Annotated in this window: 19 protein-coding genes; 8 read left to right on the top strand and 11 right to left on the bottom strand. The window is 69.4% G+C overall.

Annotated elements, in window-relative coordinates:
- Positions 1-30 precede the first annotated feature (30 nt).
- From RJ1_RS28030 to RJ1_RS28015, 4 genes are read right to left on the bottom strand one after another with little or no spacing between them, the layout of a single operon-like run.
- Complete coding sequence (locus RJ1_RS28030) at positions 31-1,224, bottom strand: ABC transporter permease (protein ID WP_073365791.1); 1,194 nt, start codon at positions 1,222-1,224, stop codon at positions 31-33.
- Complete coding sequence (locus tag RJ1_RS28025; protein ID WP_073365790.1) at positions 1,221-2,117, bottom strand: ABC transporter ATP-binding protein; 897 nt, start codon at positions 2,115-2,117, stop codon at positions 1,221-1,223. The genes RJ1_RS28030 and RJ1_RS28025 overlap by 4 nt, the downstream gene beginning before the upstream one ends.
- 31 nt (positions 2,118-2,148) lie before the next feature.
- Entirely contained in the window at positions 2,149-2,703 is a 555-nt protein-coding gene (locus RJ1_RS28020) for a hypothetical protein (protein WP_073365789.1), read from the bottom strand.
- Positions 2,696-3,001 carry a helix-turn-helix transcriptional regulator gene (locus RJ1_RS28015; RefSeq protein WP_073365788.1) on the bottom strand — a complete coding sequence of 102 codons (306 nt, stop codon included), beginning with the start codon at positions 2,999-3,001 and terminating at the stop codon, positions 2,696-2,698. Before RJ1_RS28015 ends, RJ1_RS28020 begins: the two co-directional genes overlap by 8 nt.
- 190 nt (positions 3,002-3,191) lie before the next feature.
- On the opposite strand from RJ1_RS28015, the gene fdxA reads away from it, so the two are divergent.
- Complete coding sequence (fdxA, locus tag RJ1_RS28010) at positions 3,192-3,518, top strand: ferredoxin (protein ID WP_005244047.1); 327 nt, start codon at positions 3,192-3,194, stop codon at positions 3,516-3,518.
- Here fdxA and RJ1_RS28005 read toward each other — a convergent pair whose 3' ends face one another.
- Positions 3,519-5,159: an ABC-F family ATP-binding cassette domain-containing protein gene (locus RJ1_RS28005; RefSeq protein ID WP_073365787.1), complete on the bottom strand. Its 1,641-nt coding sequence runs from the start codon at positions 5,157-5,159 to the stop codon at positions 3,519-3,521. It lies immediately after the preceding gene.
- 15 nt (positions 5,160-5,174) lie between these two features.
- Positions 5,175-5,768, bottom strand: a complete 594-nt coding sequence (locus RJ1_RS28000) for a class I SAM-dependent methyltransferase (protein WP_073365786.1) — start codon at positions 5,766-5,768, stop codon at positions 5,175-5,177.
- A gap of 139 nt (positions 5,769-5,907) precedes the next feature.
- On the opposite strand from RJ1_RS28000, the gene RJ1_RS27995 reads away from it, so the two are divergent.
- Positions 5,908-6,756 carry an aldo/keto reductase gene (locus RJ1_RS27995; protein WP_073365785.1) on the top strand — a complete coding sequence of 283 codons (849 nt, stop codon included), beginning with the start codon at positions 5,908-5,910 and terminating at the stop codon, positions 6,754-6,756.
- Here the strand turns inward: RJ1_RS27995 and RJ1_RS27990 are convergent.
- Positions 6,753-7,196 carry a cupin domain-containing protein gene (locus RJ1_RS27990; protein WP_073365815.1) on the bottom strand — a complete coding sequence of 148 codons (444 nt, stop codon included), beginning with the start codon at positions 7,194-7,196 and terminating at the stop codon, positions 6,753-6,755. The two genes, RJ1_RS27995 and RJ1_RS27990, sit on opposite strands and share 4 nt — an antisense overlap.
- A gap of 185 nt (positions 7,197-7,381) precedes the next feature.
- Between RJ1_RS27990 and RJ1_RS47895 the strand changes: the two genes are divergently transcribed.
- Both RJ1_RS47895 and RJ1_RS27985 read left to right on the top strand, forming a co-directional pair.
- Positions 7,382-7,510: a hypothetical protein gene (locus RJ1_RS47895; protein ID WP_009478066.1), complete on the top strand. Its 129-nt coding sequence runs from the start codon at positions 7,382-7,384 to the stop codon at positions 7,508-7,510.
- Between the two features lie 4 nt (positions 7,511-7,514).
- Positions 7,515-7,886: a hypothetical protein gene (locus RJ1_RS27985; protein WP_073365784.1), complete on the top strand. Its 372-nt coding sequence runs from the start codon at positions 7,515-7,517 to the stop codon at positions 7,884-7,886.
- Here the strand turns inward: RJ1_RS27985 and RJ1_RS27980 are convergent.
- Complete coding sequence (locus RJ1_RS27980; protein ID WP_073365783.1) at positions 7,846-9,951, bottom strand: MMPL family transporter; 2,106 nt, start codon at positions 9,949-9,951, stop codon at positions 7,846-7,848. The two genes, RJ1_RS27985 and RJ1_RS27980, sit on opposite strands and share 41 nt — an antisense overlap.
- Positions 9,952-10,006: 55 nt before the next feature.
- Entirely contained in the window at positions 10,007-13,294 is a 3,288-nt protein-coding gene (locus tag RJ1_RS27975) for an ATP-binding protein (RefSeq protein ID WP_073365782.1), read from the bottom strand.
- Between the two features lie 67 nt (positions 13,295-13,361).
- Here RJ1_RS27975 and RJ1_RS27970 point away from each other — a divergent pair, with 67 nt between their 5' ends.
- Entirely contained in the window at positions 13,362-14,036 is a 675-nt protein-coding gene (locus RJ1_RS27970) for a hemerythrin domain-containing protein (protein ID WP_073365781.1), read from the top strand.
- Here RJ1_RS27970 and RJ1_RS27965 read toward each other — a convergent pair.
- Positions 14,009-15,502, bottom strand: coding sequence for a phospholipase D-like domain-containing protein (locus RJ1_RS27965; protein ID WP_073365780.1), 1,494 nt, complete (start codon positions 15,500-15,502; stop codon positions 14,009-14,011). The two genes, RJ1_RS27970 and RJ1_RS27965, sit on opposite strands and share 28 nt — an antisense overlap.
- A 114-nt stretch (positions 15,503-15,616) precedes the next feature.
- Here RJ1_RS27965 and RJ1_RS27960 point away from each other — a divergent pair, with 114 nt between their 5' ends.
- The gene (locus RJ1_RS27960) at positions 15,617-16,717 is read left to right on the top strand and encodes a lipase family protein (RefSeq protein ID WP_073365779.1); all 1,101 of its coding nucleotides are present in this window, start codon (positions 15,617-15,619) and stop codon (positions 16,715-16,717) included.
- Here the strand turns inward: RJ1_RS27960 and RJ1_RS27955 are convergent.
- Positions 16,710-17,819 (bottom strand): NAD(P)-binding domain-containing protein, encoded by a 1,110-nt coding sequence (locus RJ1_RS27955; RefSeq protein WP_073365778.1) that lies wholly within the window; start codon positions 17,817-17,819, stop codon positions 16,710-16,712. The two genes, RJ1_RS27960 and RJ1_RS27955, sit on opposite strands and share 8 nt — an antisense overlap.
- Before the next feature lie 144 nt (positions 17,820-17,963).
- On the opposite strand from RJ1_RS27955, the gene RJ1_RS27950 reads away from it, so the two are divergent.
- Both RJ1_RS27950 and RJ1_RS27945 read left to right on the top strand, forming a co-directional pair.
- Positions 17,964-18,695 (top strand): enoyl-CoA hydratase, encoded by a 732-nt coding sequence (locus tag RJ1_RS27950; protein WP_073365814.1) that lies wholly within the window; start codon positions 17,964-17,966, stop codon positions 18,693-18,695.
- A 45-nt stretch (positions 18,696-18,740) separates the two neighbouring features.
- A complete protein-coding gene (locus tag RJ1_RS27945; RefSeq protein ID WP_174695028.1) occupies positions 18,741-19,856 on the top strand; it encodes an MBL fold metallo-hydrolase in 1,116 nt (371 codons plus the stop codon).
- The last annotated feature ends 32 nt before the right edge of the window (positions 19,857-19,888 follow it).

Raw genomic sequence — 19,888 nt, 5'->3', positions numbered from 1 at the left:
CAGGGAACTGGGCCGTGCGCTGGGGATTCGCTACCTGCCGAGCGCCTCCTTCCACGATACGACCTTGCCGATCCGCAGGATCGAACGCTGGTAGATTTTCGCGGCCAGCACGCTGAGCGCGGCGGTGACGGCGAGCATCAGGCCGATGGTCACGACCACCTGGACGGGGGACGCCACACCGGCGGCGATGCGGAGCGGCATCAGGATCGCGGAGAAGGGCGGAATCCAGCTGAGCACGTTGCTGAGCGTGCCGTCCGGGTTGCTCACCGAGGAGAAGGCGCTGAAGAACATGATGACGATCAGGACCATCAGTGGTGACGCGGTGGCGTTGACATCCTCCTGGCGGGACACCATCGAGCCTGCCGCGGCATAGAGGACGGCGAAGAACGCGAATCCGAGCACGAACCAGCCGAGCGTGCCGGCCAGCACACCGAGTGCCGTTCCGGTGACGGTGAGGACGCCCGTCGCGAGTCCGGCGGCGACACCCGCGACACCGTAGGCGGTCAACTGGACGAGACCCACCGCGCCGATGCCGATCACCTTGCCCCACAGCAGCTGTAGCGGGCGGAGCGTCGACAGGAGCAGTTCGACGACGCGGCTCGACTTCTCTTCGACCACACCCATGGCCACGTACATGCCGAACATCATGATCTGCATGTACAGCAGGACGACCACGGCGATCGACAGGGCCACTCGCTGCCCCTTCTCCGGGTCGGGCGGATCGAGTGCGTCGACGGTGACGACGGCCCGGCCGGTCGCCTCGGCGAGCTGCGCGGGGTCCACTCCCTGCGCGGCGAGCGCGCCGGCCTGGGCCTGCTGCACCACGGCCGCGTCGATCACGGTGCGGAGCCCCCCGCCGAGCTCGGATTCAGTGACGGCCGTGACGGATCCGGCGGCGCCGGGAACCAGTGCGACGTCGAGGTCTCCGTTGCCGACCTGGTCCCGTGCGGATTGTTCGTCCGGGAACTGGTGAACGTCGACCGGTGTCCCGACCGCGTCTCCGGTGGCGACGAGGGCAGGCGCGAGGCCCTGGTCGCCGACGAGTCCGACGGTCGCGCGTTCGTCGTCGCCGCCCGAGAACAGCGAGTACGCGACGATGCCACCGACGATGGCGAGCAGGATGATGACGTTGCTGACGACGAAGCTCTTCTTCGCCACCTGTGTGAGGAATTCGCGGCGGGCCACGAGGCCGATCGCGCGGGCGGGACTCAGTGGGGCACTCATGCCGTGACCACCTCTCGGAACAGGTCGGTGAGGGTGGGCCTGTGCAGCGAGAATTCGTGCACCGGGCCCGTTTTCAGAGCGGTGTGGAGGACCAGCTGATCGTCCGCGTCGGCATCGAGCGACAGCAGGGTGCGGCCGTCGAGGTGGCTGATGGTGGTGACGCCCTCGAGGTGATGGGCCCAGCCGACGGGGGCCTCCGGTGCGTAGACTTCCAGTCGGGCGTTGCCGCCGCCGCGCAGCTCGTCGACGGTGCCGACCGCCCGCATCCGGCCGTGACTGATGATGCCCACCCGGTGGCACAGACGCTGCACGAGTTCGAGCTGATGGCTCGAGAAGATCACCGGCACTCCGGTGTTCGCCTTCTCCACCAGTACGTCGCTCATGACGTCCACCGCGACGGGGTCGAGCCCGGAGAAGGGTTCGTCGAGAACGAGCACCGCGGGATCGTGGACGAGCGCGGCGGCCAGCTGGACTCGTTGCTGGTTGCCGAGCGAGAGCGCGTCGACGGTGTCGCCGGCACGGTCCGCGATGCCGAGGCGTTCGGTCCAGCGGGCGACCGCTTCCCGCGCCGCGGAGCGGGACATGCCGTGCAGCTCGGCGAGGTACTCGAGTTGCTTGCCGACCTTCATCTTCGGGTAGAGGCCGCGTTCCTCCGGCATGTACCCGATTGTGCGGCGCACGTCCAGGTCCACCGGCTTGCCGCCGAGCCGGACCTCACCGGAATCGGCGGACAGGACTCCCAGCGCGATGCGCATGGTGGTGGTCTTGCCGGCGCCGTTGCTGCCGACGAAACCGAAGATCTCGCCGGGGCGGACCTCGAAGGACAGGTCGTCGAGTGCGACGACGTCGCCGTATCTTTTGGAGATGCCGTCGATCGTGAGGGTGTGAGACATGGGTCCTTCCCGTTCTGGAGGGCGGAGGTTGCTACGAGGTCAGGTGGTCCGAGGCCAGGTCGTCGGGATCGGGGTCGGGTTGTGTCCAGCCGAGGATCATGGCGGGCGTGCAGCCCCCGATCATCAGTGTGGTGACGACGAGCAGACCGGCGGCGTACGGCACGTTGCCGTGATCGCCGTCCAGCGCGCCGACGAAGATCAGGTACAGCGCGGGAGCGAGCGTCAGTATCTGGGTGACCGTGAGTCCGATCGACCGGGCGCTGTTGCGCTGCTGGATCTCCCACTCGTCGAGAGCGTCGCGCGGAGCGTCCCCCTGTCGCCCGGACACGATCTGGAGCATCGTCCACAGCGGGAAGAAGAACAGGCATGCGGGCAGCCACAGCAGCGGCCCGACGACCATGTCGAAATGACACACGATGCCGACGGCGATCATGAACACGAACGTGACCGCGAGTGCGACCACCAGGATTCGTCTGCGGCTGCGCGTCCGCCAGCCCGGTAGCCAGGTCCGGTAACGGCTTTCGTTCTGGAGGAATCTGCGCGTCCGGAACCCCTGGTACCGCTCGATCAGAGTGGTCTCAGCCATGGGAACTCTCCCCGCTTCCTGTCGTGGACGGCGGTCGGTGGGTGCGGTACAGCTCGGTGGACAGCGGGCCGAACTCGGTGCGCGAGAAGATGGCCTCCACCGGGAGTTCGAACACCCACGAGATGCGGAACGCCAGGTCGAGGCTCGGGTAGTGGTCGCCGCGTTCGAGTGCGCCGACGGTCTGGGGATTGACGTCGATGAGTCCCGCCAGCTGAGCCCGGCTCATCCCGCGCTCGGCGCGCAGGACGCCGATGCGGTTGTAGATGGGGAGGGCGTCCCCGCGCCGTACTGGGCTCATCTAACAAAGTGTTGTGAAAACCCAACAGTTTGTCAACCGTGCACAACGGCGACGGCGTGTCTGGTGTGATGGGATCACCCACTCGGCCGGGGCCAGGTGACGCCGGACGTCCACAGGTTGACGGTGGCGAATTGAGTGGCAGAGTGGAGGCGATTCGCGCCGGACGGCAGGAAAGGCCAGGATTACTGACGTGACGTACACCATCGCAGAGCCCTGTGTCGACGTTCTGGACAAGGCATGTATCGAAGAATGCCCTGTCGACTGCATTTACGAAGGCGGTCGGATGCTCTACATCCACCCCGACGAGTGTGTCGATTGCGGTGCCTGTGAGCCGGTCTGCCCCGTCGAGGCCATCTTCTACGAGGACGACGTCCCGGATCAGTGGGTCGAGTACACCAAGGCGAACGCCGACTTCTTCGACGACCTGGGGTCACCCGGTGGTGCGGCGAAGCTGGGGAAGGTCGACTACGACCCGCCGTTCGTCAAGGCGCTGCCGCCCATGGCCGAGGGCGACTGACTACTCCTCGGACAGCCGGCCGCCGTCCATCCGCCACCGGCGTGTGCTGCGCGTCGAGTCCAGCATCCGCCGGTCGTGGGTGACGAGCAGCAGCGTGCCGTCGAAGTTCTCCATCGCCTGCTCGAGCTGTTCGATCGCGGGCAGGTCCAGGTGGTTGGTGGGCTCGTCGAGCACCAGCAGATTCACGCCCTTCGCCTGGAGCAGGGCCAGCGCTGCGCGGGTGCGCTCGCCGGGCGACAGTGACGCCGCCGAACGCAGCACGTGGTGTCCCTTGAGCCCGAACTTCGCGAGCAGGGTCCGCACGTCGGCGTCCGGCCAGTCGGGGACCTGCGCCGCGAAGGCGTCGGCCACCTTCTCTGCGCCCTCGAACAGTCCGCGGGCCTGATCGATCTCCCCGATGGCCACACCGGAACCGAGTGTCGCGGTGCCCGCATCCAGGGCGATCTTGCCGAGCAGCACCTTCAGCAGGGTGGTCTTGCCGGAACCGTTGGCGCCGGTGATGAGGATCCGGTCGCCCCAGTCGACCTGGGTGGTGACCGGGCCGAACGTGAACTCGCGGTCGCCGCCCCACGCCACGGTGGCACCGTTCGCCGTCGCCACGACCGATCCGCTGCGCGGGGCGGCGGCGATCTCCATCCGCAGGTCCCACTCCTTGCGCGGCTCCTCGACCACCTCGAGCCGTTCGATCCGGCGCTGCGTCTGGCGGGCCTTCGCGGCCTGCTTCTCCGTGGACTCGGTGCGCAGACCCTTGCCGATCTTGTCGTTGTCCTTCGCCTTGCGACGCGCGTTGCGGACGCCGTGCTCCATCCAGTTCCGTTGCATCTGCGCGCGGTCCTCGAGGTCCGAGCGGGTTCCGGCGTACTCCTCGTACGCTTCGCGCGCGTGTCTGCGCGCGATCTCCCGTTCGGCGAGGTACGAGTCGTAGGTGCCGTCGTAGACCGCGATCTGCTGTTGCGCGAGATCGAGTTCCACGATGCCGGTGACGGTGCGCGCCAAAAACTCTCGATCGTGGCTCACCACCACCATGGCGGCGCGGCTCTCGGCGACGAACCGCTCGAGCTGCTCGAGACCCACCAGGTCGAGGTCGTTGGTCGGCTCGTCGAGCAGCAGCACGTCGTATCGGGACAGCAGCAGCGACGCCAGTCCGGCGCGTGCGGCCTGCCCACCTGACAGCGACGTCATGTGGGCGCCGAGCGGCACCCCGAGCCCGAGTTCGCTCACCACCTTCTCCGCGCGCTCGGCGAGGTCGGCGCCGCCCAGCGCCAGCCAGCGTTCCAGGGCGGGGGAGTACAGGTCCTCGTCGGATTCGCCGAGGGTTTCGGCGGCGGTGTTCATGGTGTGCTCGGCCTCGGTGACGCCGGTCCTGCGGCCGAGGAAGTCGAGGACGGTCTCCCCGGCGATCCGGTCGGGTTCCTGGGCGAGGTAGCCGACGGCCGCGTCGGGCGGGCTCAGCACGACACTGCCCTCGACGTCCGCCGACCCGATCCCGGCGAGGGTGGTCAGCAGCGTCGACTTACCGGCACCATTCGCGCCCACGAGGCCGGTCACGTCGCCCGGGGCGACGGTCAGGTCGAGGTCGGTGAACAGGGTGCGCTCACCGCGCGAAGCCGACAGTCCGCTGATACGCAGTGTTGCAGTCACCCGGAGATTATCCACTCACCGCTTGACGAGGCGGAACCAGCGGGGGTCGGCCTTCTTCAGCGGTCCCGGCATTCCCGTGGTGTCGGCGTCGACGTCCGACACGAGTTTCCACTTCTCGAACGTCCGCTCCACGTCGGAGCGGGACACGCCGCGCGGCAGTGGGCCGCGATGTCCCGGCCCGAACGCGAACATCAACAGGGTGGCGTGCGGTTCGGTCACGGTCGTGATGTTCTCGGCGTACGCGACCCGGTCGTGGTCGCTGAGCCCGTGATAGCACCCCACGTCCAGGACCAGGTGGTACCCGCGGCCGACGGCATGCTCGAGGTCGGTGGCGTCCGCGTGCATGAACCGCACGTCGACGCCGGCCTTCCGCGCCTTGGACCGCGCCTTGTCGAGGGCCAGCTGGACGGTGTCGATCCCCGTCACCTGCCACCCCCGCCGGGCCATCTCGATGGCATGGTCACCGGTGCCGCACCCGATGTCGAGGACCTCGCCCGGTGGCGCGTCGAAGGGATCGATCAACGTCTCGATCTGGTTCCCGAAGACCCGGCCCGCTTTCACCCAGGGCGTGATCTTGAACCGATAGGCCAATGTGTACCCGAGGCCCATGTCCGCCCCTTCCACCGGGCGCGTCACCACCTGAACGCCGATGCCGTCGGATTACCCGGTCGTATCGAAACGACACCCGAAATTCCACATTCTGAGACGGCGGGGAACATCTCGTCAGGTTGCCCGGTTGCACAGTCCCATGGGTTTCAACAATGCACAGAGTCCTGTACCTACGGTCGCGCTCAACGACGGGAACAGCATTCCTGCCCTCGGCTTCGGCGTGTGGCAGGTGCCGGACGACGAGAGCCACGCCGCTGTCACCGAGGCGCTGAAGGCCGGGTACCGCAGCATCGACACCGCCAAGATCTACGAGAACGAGACCGGGGTGGGGCGCGCGCTCGCCGACTCCGGAATCGCCCGTGACGAACTGTTCGTCACCACCAAACTGTGGAACGACGACCAGGGTTACGACTCCACCCTCCGCGCGTTCGACGACAGCCTGAACCGGCTCGGCCTCGACTACGTCGACCTGTACCTCATCCACTGGCCGGTGCCGTCCGCCGACCGCTACGTGGACACGTTCAAGGCTTTCCAGAAGATCAAGGCCGACGGGCGTGCGCGTTCGATCGGCGTGTCCAACTTCACCCCGGCGACCCTCGACCGGCTGATCGCCGAGACGGGCGAGGTGCCCGCGATCAACCAGGTGGAGCTGCACCCGCGGTTCAACCAGGCAGACCTGCGTGCCTTCCACACCGGCAAGGGCATCGCGACCGAGGCGTGGAGCCCGCTGGGGCAGGGCACCGTCCTCGAGGACGACTCCATCGCGAAGATCGCTGCAGCACACGGTAAGACGACGGCTCAGGTGATCATCCGCTGGCACCTGCAGATCGGCAACGTGGTCATCCCCAAGTCGGTGACCCCGGAGCGCATCGCCGCCAACTTCGACGTCTTCGACTTCGAGTTGACCCCCGACGAGATCAACACGGTCGGATCGCTCACCCGCGCGGACGGCCGGATCGGCCCCGACCCGGACACGCTCGGCTCCTAAGCCAGCCGGAAGTCCGCGAAGTCGAAGCCCGGGGTCACGACGCAACTGACGAGAGTCGGTTCGTCGCCCTCGGGCTTCGCTCGCTGCCAGTGCCGCGGCGGGACCAGCAGTTGAGGTTGCTGGCCCGCCGCGACGTCTGCACCGAGGATCTGCGCGACCGGATCCTCGGGTTCGCTTCCGTCCCCACCGAGTTCGAGCCGCAGGGGGCTGCCCCGGTGGTACAGCCACATCTCGGCGCTGCGCACGCTGTGCCATTCCGACTGCTGACCGGGCATCAGCAGGAACAATATCGCGGTACCGGCCGCCCTCGGTCCCGGGTAGTCGGCCGGCAGACTCGCGGCGGGGATCGTGACGTCGCTGCGCCACGTCTCGCGGTACCAGCCCCCTTCGGGATGAGGCGCGAGGTCGAGGGTCCGGGCCCACTCCGGTAATTCCGTCATGCCCGCCATTCTGCCGCCCGGCGCCGCGTCCGGGGGTGTGGTCGCTCTACACTCCGCGGCCGGGGGGGTGGTGTTCCACCACCCCTGGGGTGTCTTATCTCGCAGGGCCGGAGCGGCGAGAGTCGTAGGTGTTCAGAAAGCGGGGGGCACGACATCCCGCACACCAGCGACGAACAGGAGAAAACATGCTCGGAATCATGCTCGGACTCGGCGGAGCCGCAATCGGACTCGGGATCGGCGTCATGGCCCTCGGGGTCGGCCTCCTTCTCAGTGACGCGACGATCAAGCACGATGTCGGCGAACTCCCCGACTGACTCCGTGTGGGTCGACACCCGTCGGGGGCGGGTGCGGGCGCGAACTGCGGCCCGTACCCGCCACCCGCTGGCGTGGTTTCACTCCGTCCTGACCCGCAAGCGCGGTATTGCCGTCCAGACACCGCCCGCCACTGCCGGCGAAGTGCTCGAACGCCTCGCCGACATGCCGCTCAGCGTCTGGACCTACGGTTTCGATCACGACTCGGTGCGGCACCTGGGTCCGATGTCGCAGGACTTCGCGACCGCATTCGGTCTCGGTTCCAACGACCGCCGCATCGCGATGGTGGACGCGAACGGGGTGTGCATGGCGAGCATCCAGGCCCTGTACCGGCGGGTCATCGCGCTCGAAGCGGAAGTGAAACGCCTGCGGACGTAGCGTCGGTGTCCGGTGTCGAATCACGGTGTCCGCCCGGTCGCCACCAGTTGGCGTTGCCCAGCAGGTACATCGTCGACGGGACCAGCACCATCCGCACGATCGTGGCGTCGATGAAGACCGCGGTCGCGAGACCGACGCCCATCATCTTCACGGTCACGTCCCCGTCGAGCGCGAACCCCGCGAACACCGCGACCATGATCGCCGCCGCGCTGGTGATCACCCGCCCCGTCGACGCCAGACCCTCGACGACGCTCCGATGCGAGTCACCCGTGTCGAGCCAGCGTTCGCGCACCCGGGAGAGCAGGAACACCTCGTAGTCCATCGACAGTCCGAACAGGATGGTGAACATCAGGATCGGCACCCAACTGGATACGGGCAGCGCGTGCGGGAGGCCGAGTAGTTCCGCGCCCCAACCCCATTGGAACACCATCACCATCACCCCGTAGGCGGCTGCGACGGACAGCAGGTTCATGACGGCCGCCTTCACCGCGACCACCGGCGCACGGAACACGAACGTGAGCATCACCACCGACAGCGCGACGACGAACGCGATCACCAGCCACAGTCGTTCCGCGAGGCGGGCGGAGATGTCGGCGAACATCGCGGTGAGGCCGGTGACGTGGACGCCGTCGGCGGCCTCGGACCGGATCCGCTCGAGCAGTTCGGTGCTGCGGGGGTCGCTGGGACCGGTGGTCGGCTGCACCGAGACGAGTGCGGCAGTCGAGTCGGAGTTCATCAGGACCGGGGACACCGACGCCACCCCGGGTTCGGCGGCGAGGTTTCGTGCGATCGACGGAAGTTCGGCTGCCGGAACCTTGTTCAGGTCGATTGCCACCAACAGAGGGCCGTTGGCGCCGGGTCCGAACTCGGCGTCGATGAGATCGTAGGCCTGCCGGATCGTGTGGGCGGCCGGTGCGCTGCCGGCGTCCTGCGGCCACGTCCGCATACCGAGTACCGGCGCGGCCAGGAGCAGCAGCACCCCGAGCGCCGTCAGTGCCCACAGCCACGGCCGGCGGCTCACCCGGATCGCCCACCGTTCGGTCAGCGGCGACGTGCTGTGCCGTTCGGCCCGGGCACGGGACCGCGTGCCGAGCACCCGGGTGCCCGCGAGCCCGCACAGCGCGGGCACCAGCGTGACCGAGGTGAGCATCACGATGCCGACCATCGCGAACGTGGCGTACCCGAACGATGCGTACATCGGCAGCCCGGACAGTCGTAGTCCGAACAGGGAGACGAGGACGGTGGTGCCCGCGAAGACGACGGACGCCCCGGCGGTGGAGTTGGCGGCCGCGACGGCGTCCCGGACGGACATCCCGGACCGCAACCCTTCGGTGTACCGGGTGACGAGCAGCAGCGCATAGTCGATCCCGACGCCGATGCCGACCATCGTGGCGATGGTCGGTGCGATGGTGCTGATGCTGGTGAACGCGGCCAGAATCGTGATGAGCCCCGACCCGATGCCGACGCCGACGAGCGCCACGGCCAGGGGCAGTCCGGCGGCCACGACGGAACCGAACGCGAACACGAGGATGATCAGCGCCAGGATCATGCCCACCGCCTCGGCGGTGCCCGACGGCTTGGAGATGTTCTCCGGCACCTGCCCGCCGAGTTCCACCTGCAGTCCCCGCGCCTGCGTGTCGGCCACCGCGGCGTCGAGCGCGTCGACCCCCTCACTGCCGTGGAAGTCGGTCACCGGGATGCGGTAGTTGAGGCTGATCACGGCCGTGTCGGAATCCTGGGACAGGCGCGGCGGCGACACGGTACTGACACCGTTCACGTCCGCCAGTCTGCTGCCGAGGTCGGTGAGAACGGCGGGGTCGAGTGGTCCGTCGTCGGAGTGCACGACCACCCGTGCGTCGGCCCCGGACATCTCGGGGAACCGGTCACTCAGCAGAGTCGTCCCCTCCTGCGACGGCAGACCGGGCACGTTGTAGTCGTCGTGGTTGGTGCCACCGAAGGCCGACGCGGCGGCGAACACCAGAACGAGGAGTGTCAGCCAGGTGACGATCACTCGCCAGGGGTGGGCGGCGGCGGCCGCGCCGAGGCGCGCGAGCAGGGAACTCATGGGGGCGCCTCCGGAAGCAGGGGTGTTCTGTCGCCTCCGACTGTGCGCCCGGCGGCTAGTGGTCCACTTGGAACTCGCTTGGGTGGGTGGTCACCCGGGTGCGGGCGGCCGCCACCCAGGCCGGGCAGCCGCAGCGTTCGGCCAGTGCGAGCGCGGCAGCGTAGTGCGTGCGGGCCTCCTCGGGACGGCCGAGGAGCAGCGCGAGGTCGCCGAGGATCGTGTCGACGGGGCCCACTACGAACGCCGCCGTGTCGCCGCCGCCGATCTGTCCGCTGTACGGGCTCAGCTCCGTGTACACCGACTCCGCTTCCCCCCGCTCACCCAGACCCGCGACGACGATGCCGCGCAGCGACATCATCAGCGAATGGAAGAAGTCGCGGCGGACCGGACGGTGGTCGCGCCGCACCTCCCGGGCCCGATCCGGCTTGCCGTTGGCGAGAAGGGTGAGGGCGTGCAGGTCGACGATCACGTCGGCCGCAGCGCTGTCGATGGTCGCGATCACGGGCTCGAGTTCGCCGACGCGACCCTCGGTGAGCCGCAGCGTGAACACCGACAGTGCGAAGACGCTGTCCGCGTCGAGACCCGCCCGGGTCATCAGTTCGTGTCCGCGCACGTAGTGCTGCTCCGCCGCGTCCAGATCCCCGGTGAGGTGCGCGACCATCGCACGGCTCATCTGCCGGGTCGCCTGCGCCTGCTGGAACCGGTATCGGTCCGCCAACTCCGACTGGATGCTCATGTGATGCTCGATCGCCGGGATGTCACCGTTGCCGGACGCGATTTCGGCCAGCAGGTGGTGGCCCAGCATGGTGAACACGGGGAGCTGCGTCTCGTCACCGATCCGGAGCAACTCGTCACCGATCACGTGGTCGCCGAGCGTGCTGGTCGGCGATCCGGTGCCGGCGTGGACGGCGCTGAGTACCAGCCCGAGCAGCACCGGATCGTCCAGGTCACGGGCGAGGGCTTCCGCCTCCCGGACGGCGGAACCGGTGCGCTCGTGGTCCTCCGCCCCGATCTCGTGAACGAGCGTCACCAGCAGCCGGCACCGCATCGCCGGTTCCAGGTCCTCGTCCCGCAGCAGCGTCTCGATCTGCTCCACCACAGCCGCGTCCACTGCGCCGTAGCGCCGATTGATCCACGGGGTCGGGGTATCGACGAACGCGAGCGCCCGGATCGCGAGATCGGTGCGGCCCGCGTCCCGGGCGATCGCGAGAGCCCGGTTCCGCGAGCGCGACCCGGCCAGTCCGCTGCCGGCGGCCAGTTGCGTGCGGCTCAGCTCGGTGAGGAGTTCGACCCGCTCGTCCACGGATGCGGATGCGTCCGGAGGCAACCGGTCGGCCGCCCGAAGCGCGTTGTCGAGGAAACCGATCTCCGCATCGTGGGCGTAGCGGTCGGCCGCCTGCGCTGCGGCCGCGACGTTGTGGTCGAGCGCCTGCCGTGCGGTCGTCGCGGACAGCGCCTCGGTGAAATGGTGGGCCAGAGCCGCGACGTCGTGCGGCCGCAACTCCTCGAGGGCCGCCCCGACCCGGGCGTGCCAGCGGCTTCTGCGGAGCCGGGTGAGATCGGAGTAGAGGGTGTCGCGGACGAGGGCGTGAGTGAATCGCACGGTCCCGGCGCGCGGTTCGCCGAGCAACCCGGCGATCACCCCGGATTCCAGCGCGTCGAAGACGGTGTCCTCGTCGACCTCGGCGGCGCGGGTGAGGACGTCGATGTCGGATTCGCGGCCCACGACCGCGGCGAGCCGCAGGACGGAGACGGCAAGTTCGGGGAGGCGGGCGATCCGCCGGCGCAGGACGTCCCGGACCCCTTCGGGGACCTCCGACGTGGCCACCAGTTCGCCCTCGCTGTCCAGGAGTCGCGCGCTCTCCTGCAGGTAGAACGGATTGCCGCCGGTCCGGTCGGCAAGTGCGTGGAGGGTGTCGGGGTCGGGGTCGCGACCCGACACCTGCCGGATCAGCTCCGCCGAATCCTCCGGTCCGAGACCGTTCAGGCGGATGCGCGTCGGCTGCAGCGACGCGAGATCGGCGAAACAGTTCTCCAGTTTCGCGTCCACCTCGTCCGGGCGGAACGCGAGGATCAGCAGGATCGGCGGCCGCTGCTGCGCCAGCCGCACCAGGATCGACAGGGTGTCCTCGTCGGCGCGGTGGACGTCGTCGAGGACGACGGCGAGAGGGCCGTGATCGCGGACGGTCCCGAGGTAGTCGGCGACGGCCCGGTGCAGGAGGAAACGGCCGCTGGGCGCATCCGCCCGCGCCGAGTGCGAACGGTCGTCGGAGAGCAGCGGTGCGAGCGCTGCCGCCTCGGCGCCGGGGTCGACCGTCTCGCGCAGTGCCCGCAGGATCTCCACCCACGCCCAGGCCGGCGGGGCGCCGTCCACTTCGGGGCAGCGTCCCACCGCCACCTGCCAGCCGGCGGCGTCCAGTGTCCGGCGGAACCGGCGCAACAGCGACGATTTTCCTGATCCGGCGTCGCCGCCCAGGAGAACCACGGGGGTGCCGGGGGCGGTCGTCAGCGCGGTCAGGGTGGTCAACTCCTCGGTGCGGCCGAGGAACAGCGGGGACGGGGTGGTGTCGACGGGGACGCCCGCGTGCTCGGGGACGGGTGCGGACGGGACGGTGCCGGTGAGGATCTGGCGTTCGAGTTCGGTCAGCCCCGGACCGGGGTCGAGACCGAGTTCGCCGGCCAACCGGTTGCGGGCTTCGCGCAACGCGGCCAGGGCGTCCGCCTGCCGCCCGCCTCGGTGCAAGGCCAGTGCCAGCAACCGCCACCCCTCTTCCCGGAGCGGGTGTTCCCGGCTGAGGGCCTGCGCGTCGAGCGCTGCGCCGGCGGCGTCGCCGGCCGCGAGGGCGGCGGTCACCAGACGTTCGCGGGCCACCACCCGCAGTTCCTCGAGCCGCGCGATCTCGGTGAGAGCCCACTGCTCACCGGCCACCTCGGCGAACGCCGGCCCGCGCCACAGGCTCAGTGCCCGTTCGAGATCGGTTCGCGCCGTGTCGGCGCCGGCCGAGCGGATCAGATTCTCGAACTCCCACGCGTCGACACCGGACGTGGGCAGGATGAGCGCGTAACCGGGGGCCCGGCTCACCAGGACGGTGGAGTCCGCCCGCGGAGCACGATGCGGTTCGAGGGCACGTCGCAGGTTCGAAATGTACGCCTGAAGTGCACCGACAGCCCGCGGCGGGGGAGCGCCGTGCCAGAGGTCGTCGACGAGCCTGTCTACGGGAACCACAGCGCCGCGCGCGACGAGCAGGAGTGCGAGCACGGCCCGCTGGCGGGGGCCGCCGAGGTCCACCGCCCCCGCTTCGTCCTCCGCCTCGAGCGTCCCGAGTACTCGAATCCGCACCATCGTCCCGCAAGCGTAAGCACTAGTGGCTTCCAAGTGCTCTCCAAGACGCCGAACCGACCCTGATTGCATGACAACGTCAACTGCTCACACGACCCGCCCCGACACCCGCGAGATGGTGGTGGTCCACAACTGCTTCCGCAGGCAGTTCGCCGCGCTGCCTGCACTCGTCCGCCGTGTTCCCTCCGGTGACACCGACCGCGCCGCGGTGGTGGTGACCTATTTCGAGGAGCTCGCCACCGCCCTGCACCACCACCACACGAGCGAGGACGACCTGCTGTGGCCGAAGCTGCTCGACCGCGCGCCCACCGATGCGGCTCTGGTGCTGCGGATGGAGGAGCAGCACGAACGCATCGCGGAACTGCTGTCCCGGGCGCAGTCGCAGGGCGCCCGGTTCACGACGGCGGCCGTGGACGGCGAACCGCTGGCCAAGACGCTGACCGCTCTGTCCGCGGCGCTCGACGAGCACCTCGGCGAGGAGGAGCAGCGCATCCTCCCGATGGCGGAACAGTTCATGACCCTCGCCGAATGGCAGGAGATGGGCGATCGTGGCCGCGCGTCGATCCCCCAGGACCGGCTGCTCGTGTTCCTCGGCTTCATCCTGCACGGAGCGACACCCGGGGAGCGGCGAATGTTCTTGTCGGAGATGCCCTTCGCGGCCAGGCTGGCATGGTCCGTGCTGGGCCGGCGGGCATTCCGCAAGGACTACCGGCGCATCTACGGCACCGAACCTGCCGCCTTCTGACGCCGGATCACCCTGCGCCGCAACCGGACCCGGTTGGTTCGCTCCCAGAGACTCGGAGGTGTGCGTTCGGGATCCATCAGTTCGTTTTCCGCCAGCGGGCTGTCCTCGTCCTCGACCGTGTCCGGCTCGAACTTCTCCAGGGTTCGGCCACCGCCCCGCAAGGCCTCGACGGTGCGCAGTAGCGAGGAGGTCTCGGCGAGGGTGGCCTCGAACTGCGCGGCCGGGACCCCGAGATGCTCGCACACGAGCTGACGGCGAATGCCGAGGATGGTCCGCCGCAGCTGGTCGCCGTTCGCCGTGTCCGCGGTGACCTCGACCGCCAGGTCGCATTCCGTGTCGAACCCCATCGAACGGTTGTTGAGGTTCGACGAGCCCACGCGCAGCAACCGGTCGTCCATCACCAGCACCTTGGCGTGGACGTAGATCGGTTCGCCGCCCGCCGTGACGGGGTAGTACACCCCGAGCCGGTTCCCGGCGTCGGCCCTCCACAGCAGGTGCAGCAACCGGCGGCGCGCGCCGTCCATCGCCTTCTGCTCGAGCCAGCCGTCGGCGTTGCGCGGCAGCACCAGGACGATCTCCGGACCGTCCGGCTCGCGCAGGCGCGCGGCAATCGCCTCGGCGAGGGTGCGCGACGCCAGGTACTGGCTCTCGATGTACAGCGACCGCTCGGCGCCGGCGATCGCCGCCAGATACAGCGCCTCGATCTCCCGGACCTCGTCGCGATCGGCGAGTTCCGGCAGCGTGCGGGCGACGCCCACGTCGACGGAGCGCATCGTCGGCTCCAGCCCTTCCGGCCACGGCGTCCTCCCGACGACCTCGTCGACCGGCGCGAGTTCCCGGCCCGTGGCCGCCTTCCACCGGGTGCGGGCGAGTTCGCCGATGGCCTTCGCCGCCTTCCCGTCGACCGCGGTGGTCGCGTCGTGCCACGGCCCGTATCGGTTGCCGTTCGGCTGGGTGCGGTAATGGTTGTCGTCCCGGTGCTCCGGGGTGTCCCACCGGTCGACGGTCATGTCGATGCCGCCGCAGAAGGCGAGCGCGTCGTCGATGACGACGATCTTCTGGTGGTGCGCCGAGCCGACCGGGTGGGCGGCGTCGAGTTCGAAGTGCAGGCGGCGGTCCGTCACCCAGTTCACCACGAAGATCGGCGTCATGCCGCGCCCGATCGCGGCGAACGCGCCGATGTTCCACTTGAGCAGGTAGATCTCCAGATCCGGGCGTTCCCGCGTCAGCCACGCCAGGAACTTGCCGAGCCGATTCGGGCCGTCGAGCGTCTTCTCGTGCGGTTCGAACTTGATCCTCGTGTCGAAGTCCCAGCCGATCAGGATGATGCGCCGGCGGGCCTGCAGCATCGCGGACTTGGCGTGGCGGAAGTAGTCGGCCGCGTCGACGATGCACGCGAGACGATCGGCGTGGGCAACCTGCCAGCACGTGTCGCCGGGAGCCAGGATCGGGCCGTCGTCGCTCATGTCTTTTCTGCTCCCCGTCTGTTTCGTCCGCCCTTCCCCTGCGGGTGGACGATTCACAGTACTGCGCCACCCCCGCCCAGCTACCGTTGAGTAGTGCGGAGGTGGTGGCGCATCGTGGCGTTGCTCGCACTGGTCAGCGTGCTGTGGGCACCAACTGTCGGTGCGGATCCTCTGCGGGCCGGATCGACCCCCGGCGCCGTCGTCGACTCGTCCGAGTTGCCGGCCGAACTCTGGCTGCGCGGCACCGGCAGCGCGTACCGGATGACCTACCTGACGACCGACCGCCACGGCATCACCCCGTGCACGGGGATGCTGTTCGTGCCGGCCGGTGCACCACCTCCCGGAGGCTGGCCCGTCATCGCGTGGGCACACGGCACGGTCGGGAACTCCGACGCCGATGCTCCCTCGGTCACGGGGGTCGACCCCCAGTCCTCGGACTACGTGAGCAGCTGGCTGCAACTCGGGTACGCCGTGGCCGCCACCGACTACGTGGGCCTGGGCACCCCCGGTGTCCCGCCGTATCTCGACGGGAAGGTCGCCGGACGCAGCGTCGTCGACTCCGTGCGCGCAGCCAGGGCGGTCGACCCCGACCTGTCCGCCACGTGGATGGTCGTCGGACTGTCCGAGGGCGGGCAGGCCGCGGTGTTCGCGGCGCACGCCGCCACCACGTACGCGCCGGAACTCGACTACCGCGGGGCCGTCGCGAACGGTGTGCCGTCGAACATCGAGATGGTGTCGAACTGGAGTGGACCCTGGTTTCCGCCGCAAGGTCTCGCCGGTCTCACCGTGTACATGTCGTACCTGATCGCCGGGGTCCGGGACGCGTACCCGCAACTCGACATCGACAGCTACCTCACCCCGGTCGGCAAGCAGTTCGTGGACGCGGCCCCCGAAGTGCCGTTCCGGCAGTTCGCGGCCATGACCGGTACCGTGTCGGTGGCGCAGATGCTGTCGCGGGCACTCGACGTCCCGGCGCTGCAGGACGCGCTACGCGAATACCTCGAGGTTCCGGTCGCGGGTTACGACCGTCCGCTGCTGCTGGTGCAGGGGGTCACCGACGCGTCGGTGCCGCTCCCGCTGACGGAGAAGCTCGTCTCCGAGATGCGGACGGCCGGTACGGATCTCGACTACCGGGTGTACTCCGGTGGTCACTTCGGCAGCATGTACCAGGCCGGTCCCGACCAGGCCGCGTTCATCGCGTCCCTGATCAAGTAACCGGCGCCGATCCTGTCGGCAGGCTCAGGTGGCGGGTGAGTTCGCGGGCCGCGGCCTGCCCGGCCCGGTTCGCGCCGATCGTCGACGACGACGGGCCGTAGCCCACGAGATGGATCCGCGGATCCGACGCCACCTGGGTGGCCAGGCGTCCCGTCATCGTGATTCCGCCGCCCGGCCCGCGCAGACGCAACGGAGCGAGGTGATCGAGGGAACTGCGAAACCCCGTGCACCACAAGATCACATCGACCTTCAGTTCGCGGCCGTCGGCCCACCGCACGCCGTCCGGGGTGATCCCGCTGAACATCGGTTGCCGCGCCAGCACCCCGCGTTCACGGGCGGCGCGGATCGCCGGCGTCACCGGCAGACCTGTCACCGACACCACCGACCCCGGCGGCAGGCCGCGGCGCACCCGATTCTCGACGAGAGCGACGGCGGCGCGGCCGATCTCGGGTGTGAACGGCTCGTCCCGGAACTCGGGTTCCCGCCGCGTCACCCACGTGGTGGTGGTGACACGGGAGATCTCGTCCAGCAACTGCACCGCCGAGATGCCGCCGCCGACGACGAGAACGTGCTGCCCCGCGAAGTCCTTCGCCGACGAGTAGTCCTTGGTGTGCACCTGGCGGCCGGTGAACGATTCGGCGCCGGGGTACCGCGGAATGAACGGGCGCTCCCACGTGCCCGTGGCGTTGATCAGGCCGCGCACCGTCACGGCGCCGCGGTCGGTTTCGATCCGCAGACGCTCGCCGCGTGCGCACACCACCCGCGTGTGCACGGGCCGGTGTACCGGCAACCCGAACTGCTTCTCGTAGGTCGCGAAGTACTGGGGAACCGCCTTCGCGGCGTGCACCAGTGCGGCCTCGGGGTCGCCCGGATCGACACCGACCGTCTCGGCGAACCCGAGGCCCGGGAGGTCGTGGACACCGTTGACGGTGCTCAGCGTCAGCGACGGCCACCGGAACTGCCACGCGCCACCGGGCCCCGGCGCGTGATCGAGAACCACGAATCCCGACTCCGGTTCCACCCCGAACCGGCGCAGATAATAGGCAGCGGAGAGCCCTGCCTGTCCCGCGCCGATCACGGCCACGTCCACATCACTGTTCATGCCGGTCCTCACCTCCACCCTCACAACTACCGGAGAGCCTCGTGTGTTCCGGCGGATTCGGCTGTGGTTGGCTGACAGCTGTCCAGTCGGGTGGGCAGGGGAGAATTCGTCAGTGGACTGCAATCACGAAGAAAGCGAGTGGACATGATCGGGACGGGTCGTGACGGCGACGTCTTCACCCTCGAACTGCAACGCCCCGACCGCCGCAATGCGTTGAACACCGAGATCTGCGAACTCCTGCGGGAGGAGACGGAGAAATCCGTCACCGACGGCGCGCGGGTGATCGTCCTCACTGGGCAGGGCAGCGCGTTCTGCGCGGGTGCCGACCTGTCGGGCGACGTGTACGCCGACGGATTCACCGACACCCTGCTCGAGATGCTGCACACCATCGACTCGGTGCCCGTCCCCGTCATCGCCGCGATCAACGGTCCCGCGATCGGCGCGGGCAGCCAGCTGGCGCTCGCCGCGGATCTGCGGGTGGTCGCCCCCGAGGCGCGTTTCGCCATCCCGGCCGCGAAGCTCGGGATCTCGGTGGACCGCTGGACGGTGCACCGTCTGGCAGCCCTGATCGGCGGCGGACCGGCGCGCACCATCCTGCTCGGCGCCGAAGAGGTCGGGGCCGACGAGGCGCTGGCGCACGGCCTCGCCAACAAGCGCGGCGACCTCGCCGTCGCGCAGCAGTGGGCACATTCGATCGCTCGTCTCGCCCCGCTGTCGCTGCAACACCTCAAGATGGTGCTCAACGACGACGGCACCCAGAGCCCGCCGCCGCCCGAGCAGCTCGCGGCCCTGCATGCCGCGTGGAAGAGCTACGACGCGCAGGAAGCGCGCACGGCCCGCGCGGAGAAGCGTCCTCCGGTCTTCCGCGGTCAGTAGCCCGCTCGGCGCACCTTTCCCGCACGCGTGGTTACAGTTGTCGGGGTGAAAGCGAAGAGCGCTGTGACGACTGTTCTGGCCACCGCCACCCTCGGGTGGCTGACGCGGGCTGCGTGGGGGCTTCCCGCGCAGATCGGCGCGTCGCGCGCCAAGGTTCGTCCGTACGCCGCGACGTCGCCGCGGTACCGCGACCGTCAGTTCCACAACACCGATCCGGGCAGCACGATGCTGCCCGGCGCGGAGACGGGGATCTTCAAGGCACTGATCACGCGCGGCTCGGCGGGACGCCCCCGCAGGCCGATCCCGCTCGCGACGCCCCTCGCGCCCGTCGAGGCCGCCGACGCCGCGGTCACCTGGTACGGCCATTCGAGTGTGCTCGTCGAGGTCGACGGGTACCGGGTGCTGGCCGACCCGGTGTGGAGCCGGCGGGTGTCGCCGTCCGCGATTCTCGGCCCGTCCCGCATGCACCCGACTCCCGTGCCGCTGGCCGACCTGCCCGTGCTGGACGCGATCGTCATCTCGCACGATCACTACGACCACCTCGACATGGCGACCGTGCAGCAACTCGCCGCCACCCAGAAGGCGCCGTTCGTCGTCCCGGTCGGCCTCGGAGCGCACCTGCGTCAGTGGCGGGTGCCCGAGGAGCGGATCGTGGAACTCGACTGGGACGAGTCGACCACTCTCGGCGAGCTCACACTCACGTGCACCGAGGCCAGGCACTTCTCCGGCCGCGGGCTGGTGCGCAACACCACGCAGTGGGCGTCGTGGGTGCTCGCCGGGCCGAACCGGAAGGTGTTCTTCGGGGGCGACAGCGGGTACACGCCCCGGTTCGCCGACCTGGGCCGCCGGTACGGTCCGTTCGACCTCACCCTCCTGCCCGTCGGCGCCTACGACCCGCGGTGGCCCGACATCCACATGAACCCCGAAGAGGCGGTGCAGACCCACACCGATCTGAACGGCGGCGACGCCACCCGCGGGTTGCTGGTGCCGGTGCACTGGGCCACGTTCAATCTCGCGTTCCACACGTGGTCCGAGCCGATCGTCCGGCTGCTCGCGGCCGCGGAGGAGACGGGCACCGCGGTGGCCGTGCCGATGCCCGGGCAGCGCATCGACGCGCTGAAGCCGGCGGCCCAGACGCCGTGGTGGACAGCCCTGGGCTGAGTCCGGCGCGCATCCCCTCGGAGCCGAGCCCC

Origin of the sequence: Rhodococcus jostii NBRC 16295 (assembly GCF_001894825.1) — a bacterium.
Taxonomy (GTDB): Bacteria; Actinomycetota; Actinomycetes; order Mycobacteriales; family Mycobacteriaceae; genus Rhodococcus_F; species Rhodococcus_F jostii.
Note: the sequence above shows the minus strand (reverse complement) of the source record. Positions and strands in the feature narration are given on the sequence as shown.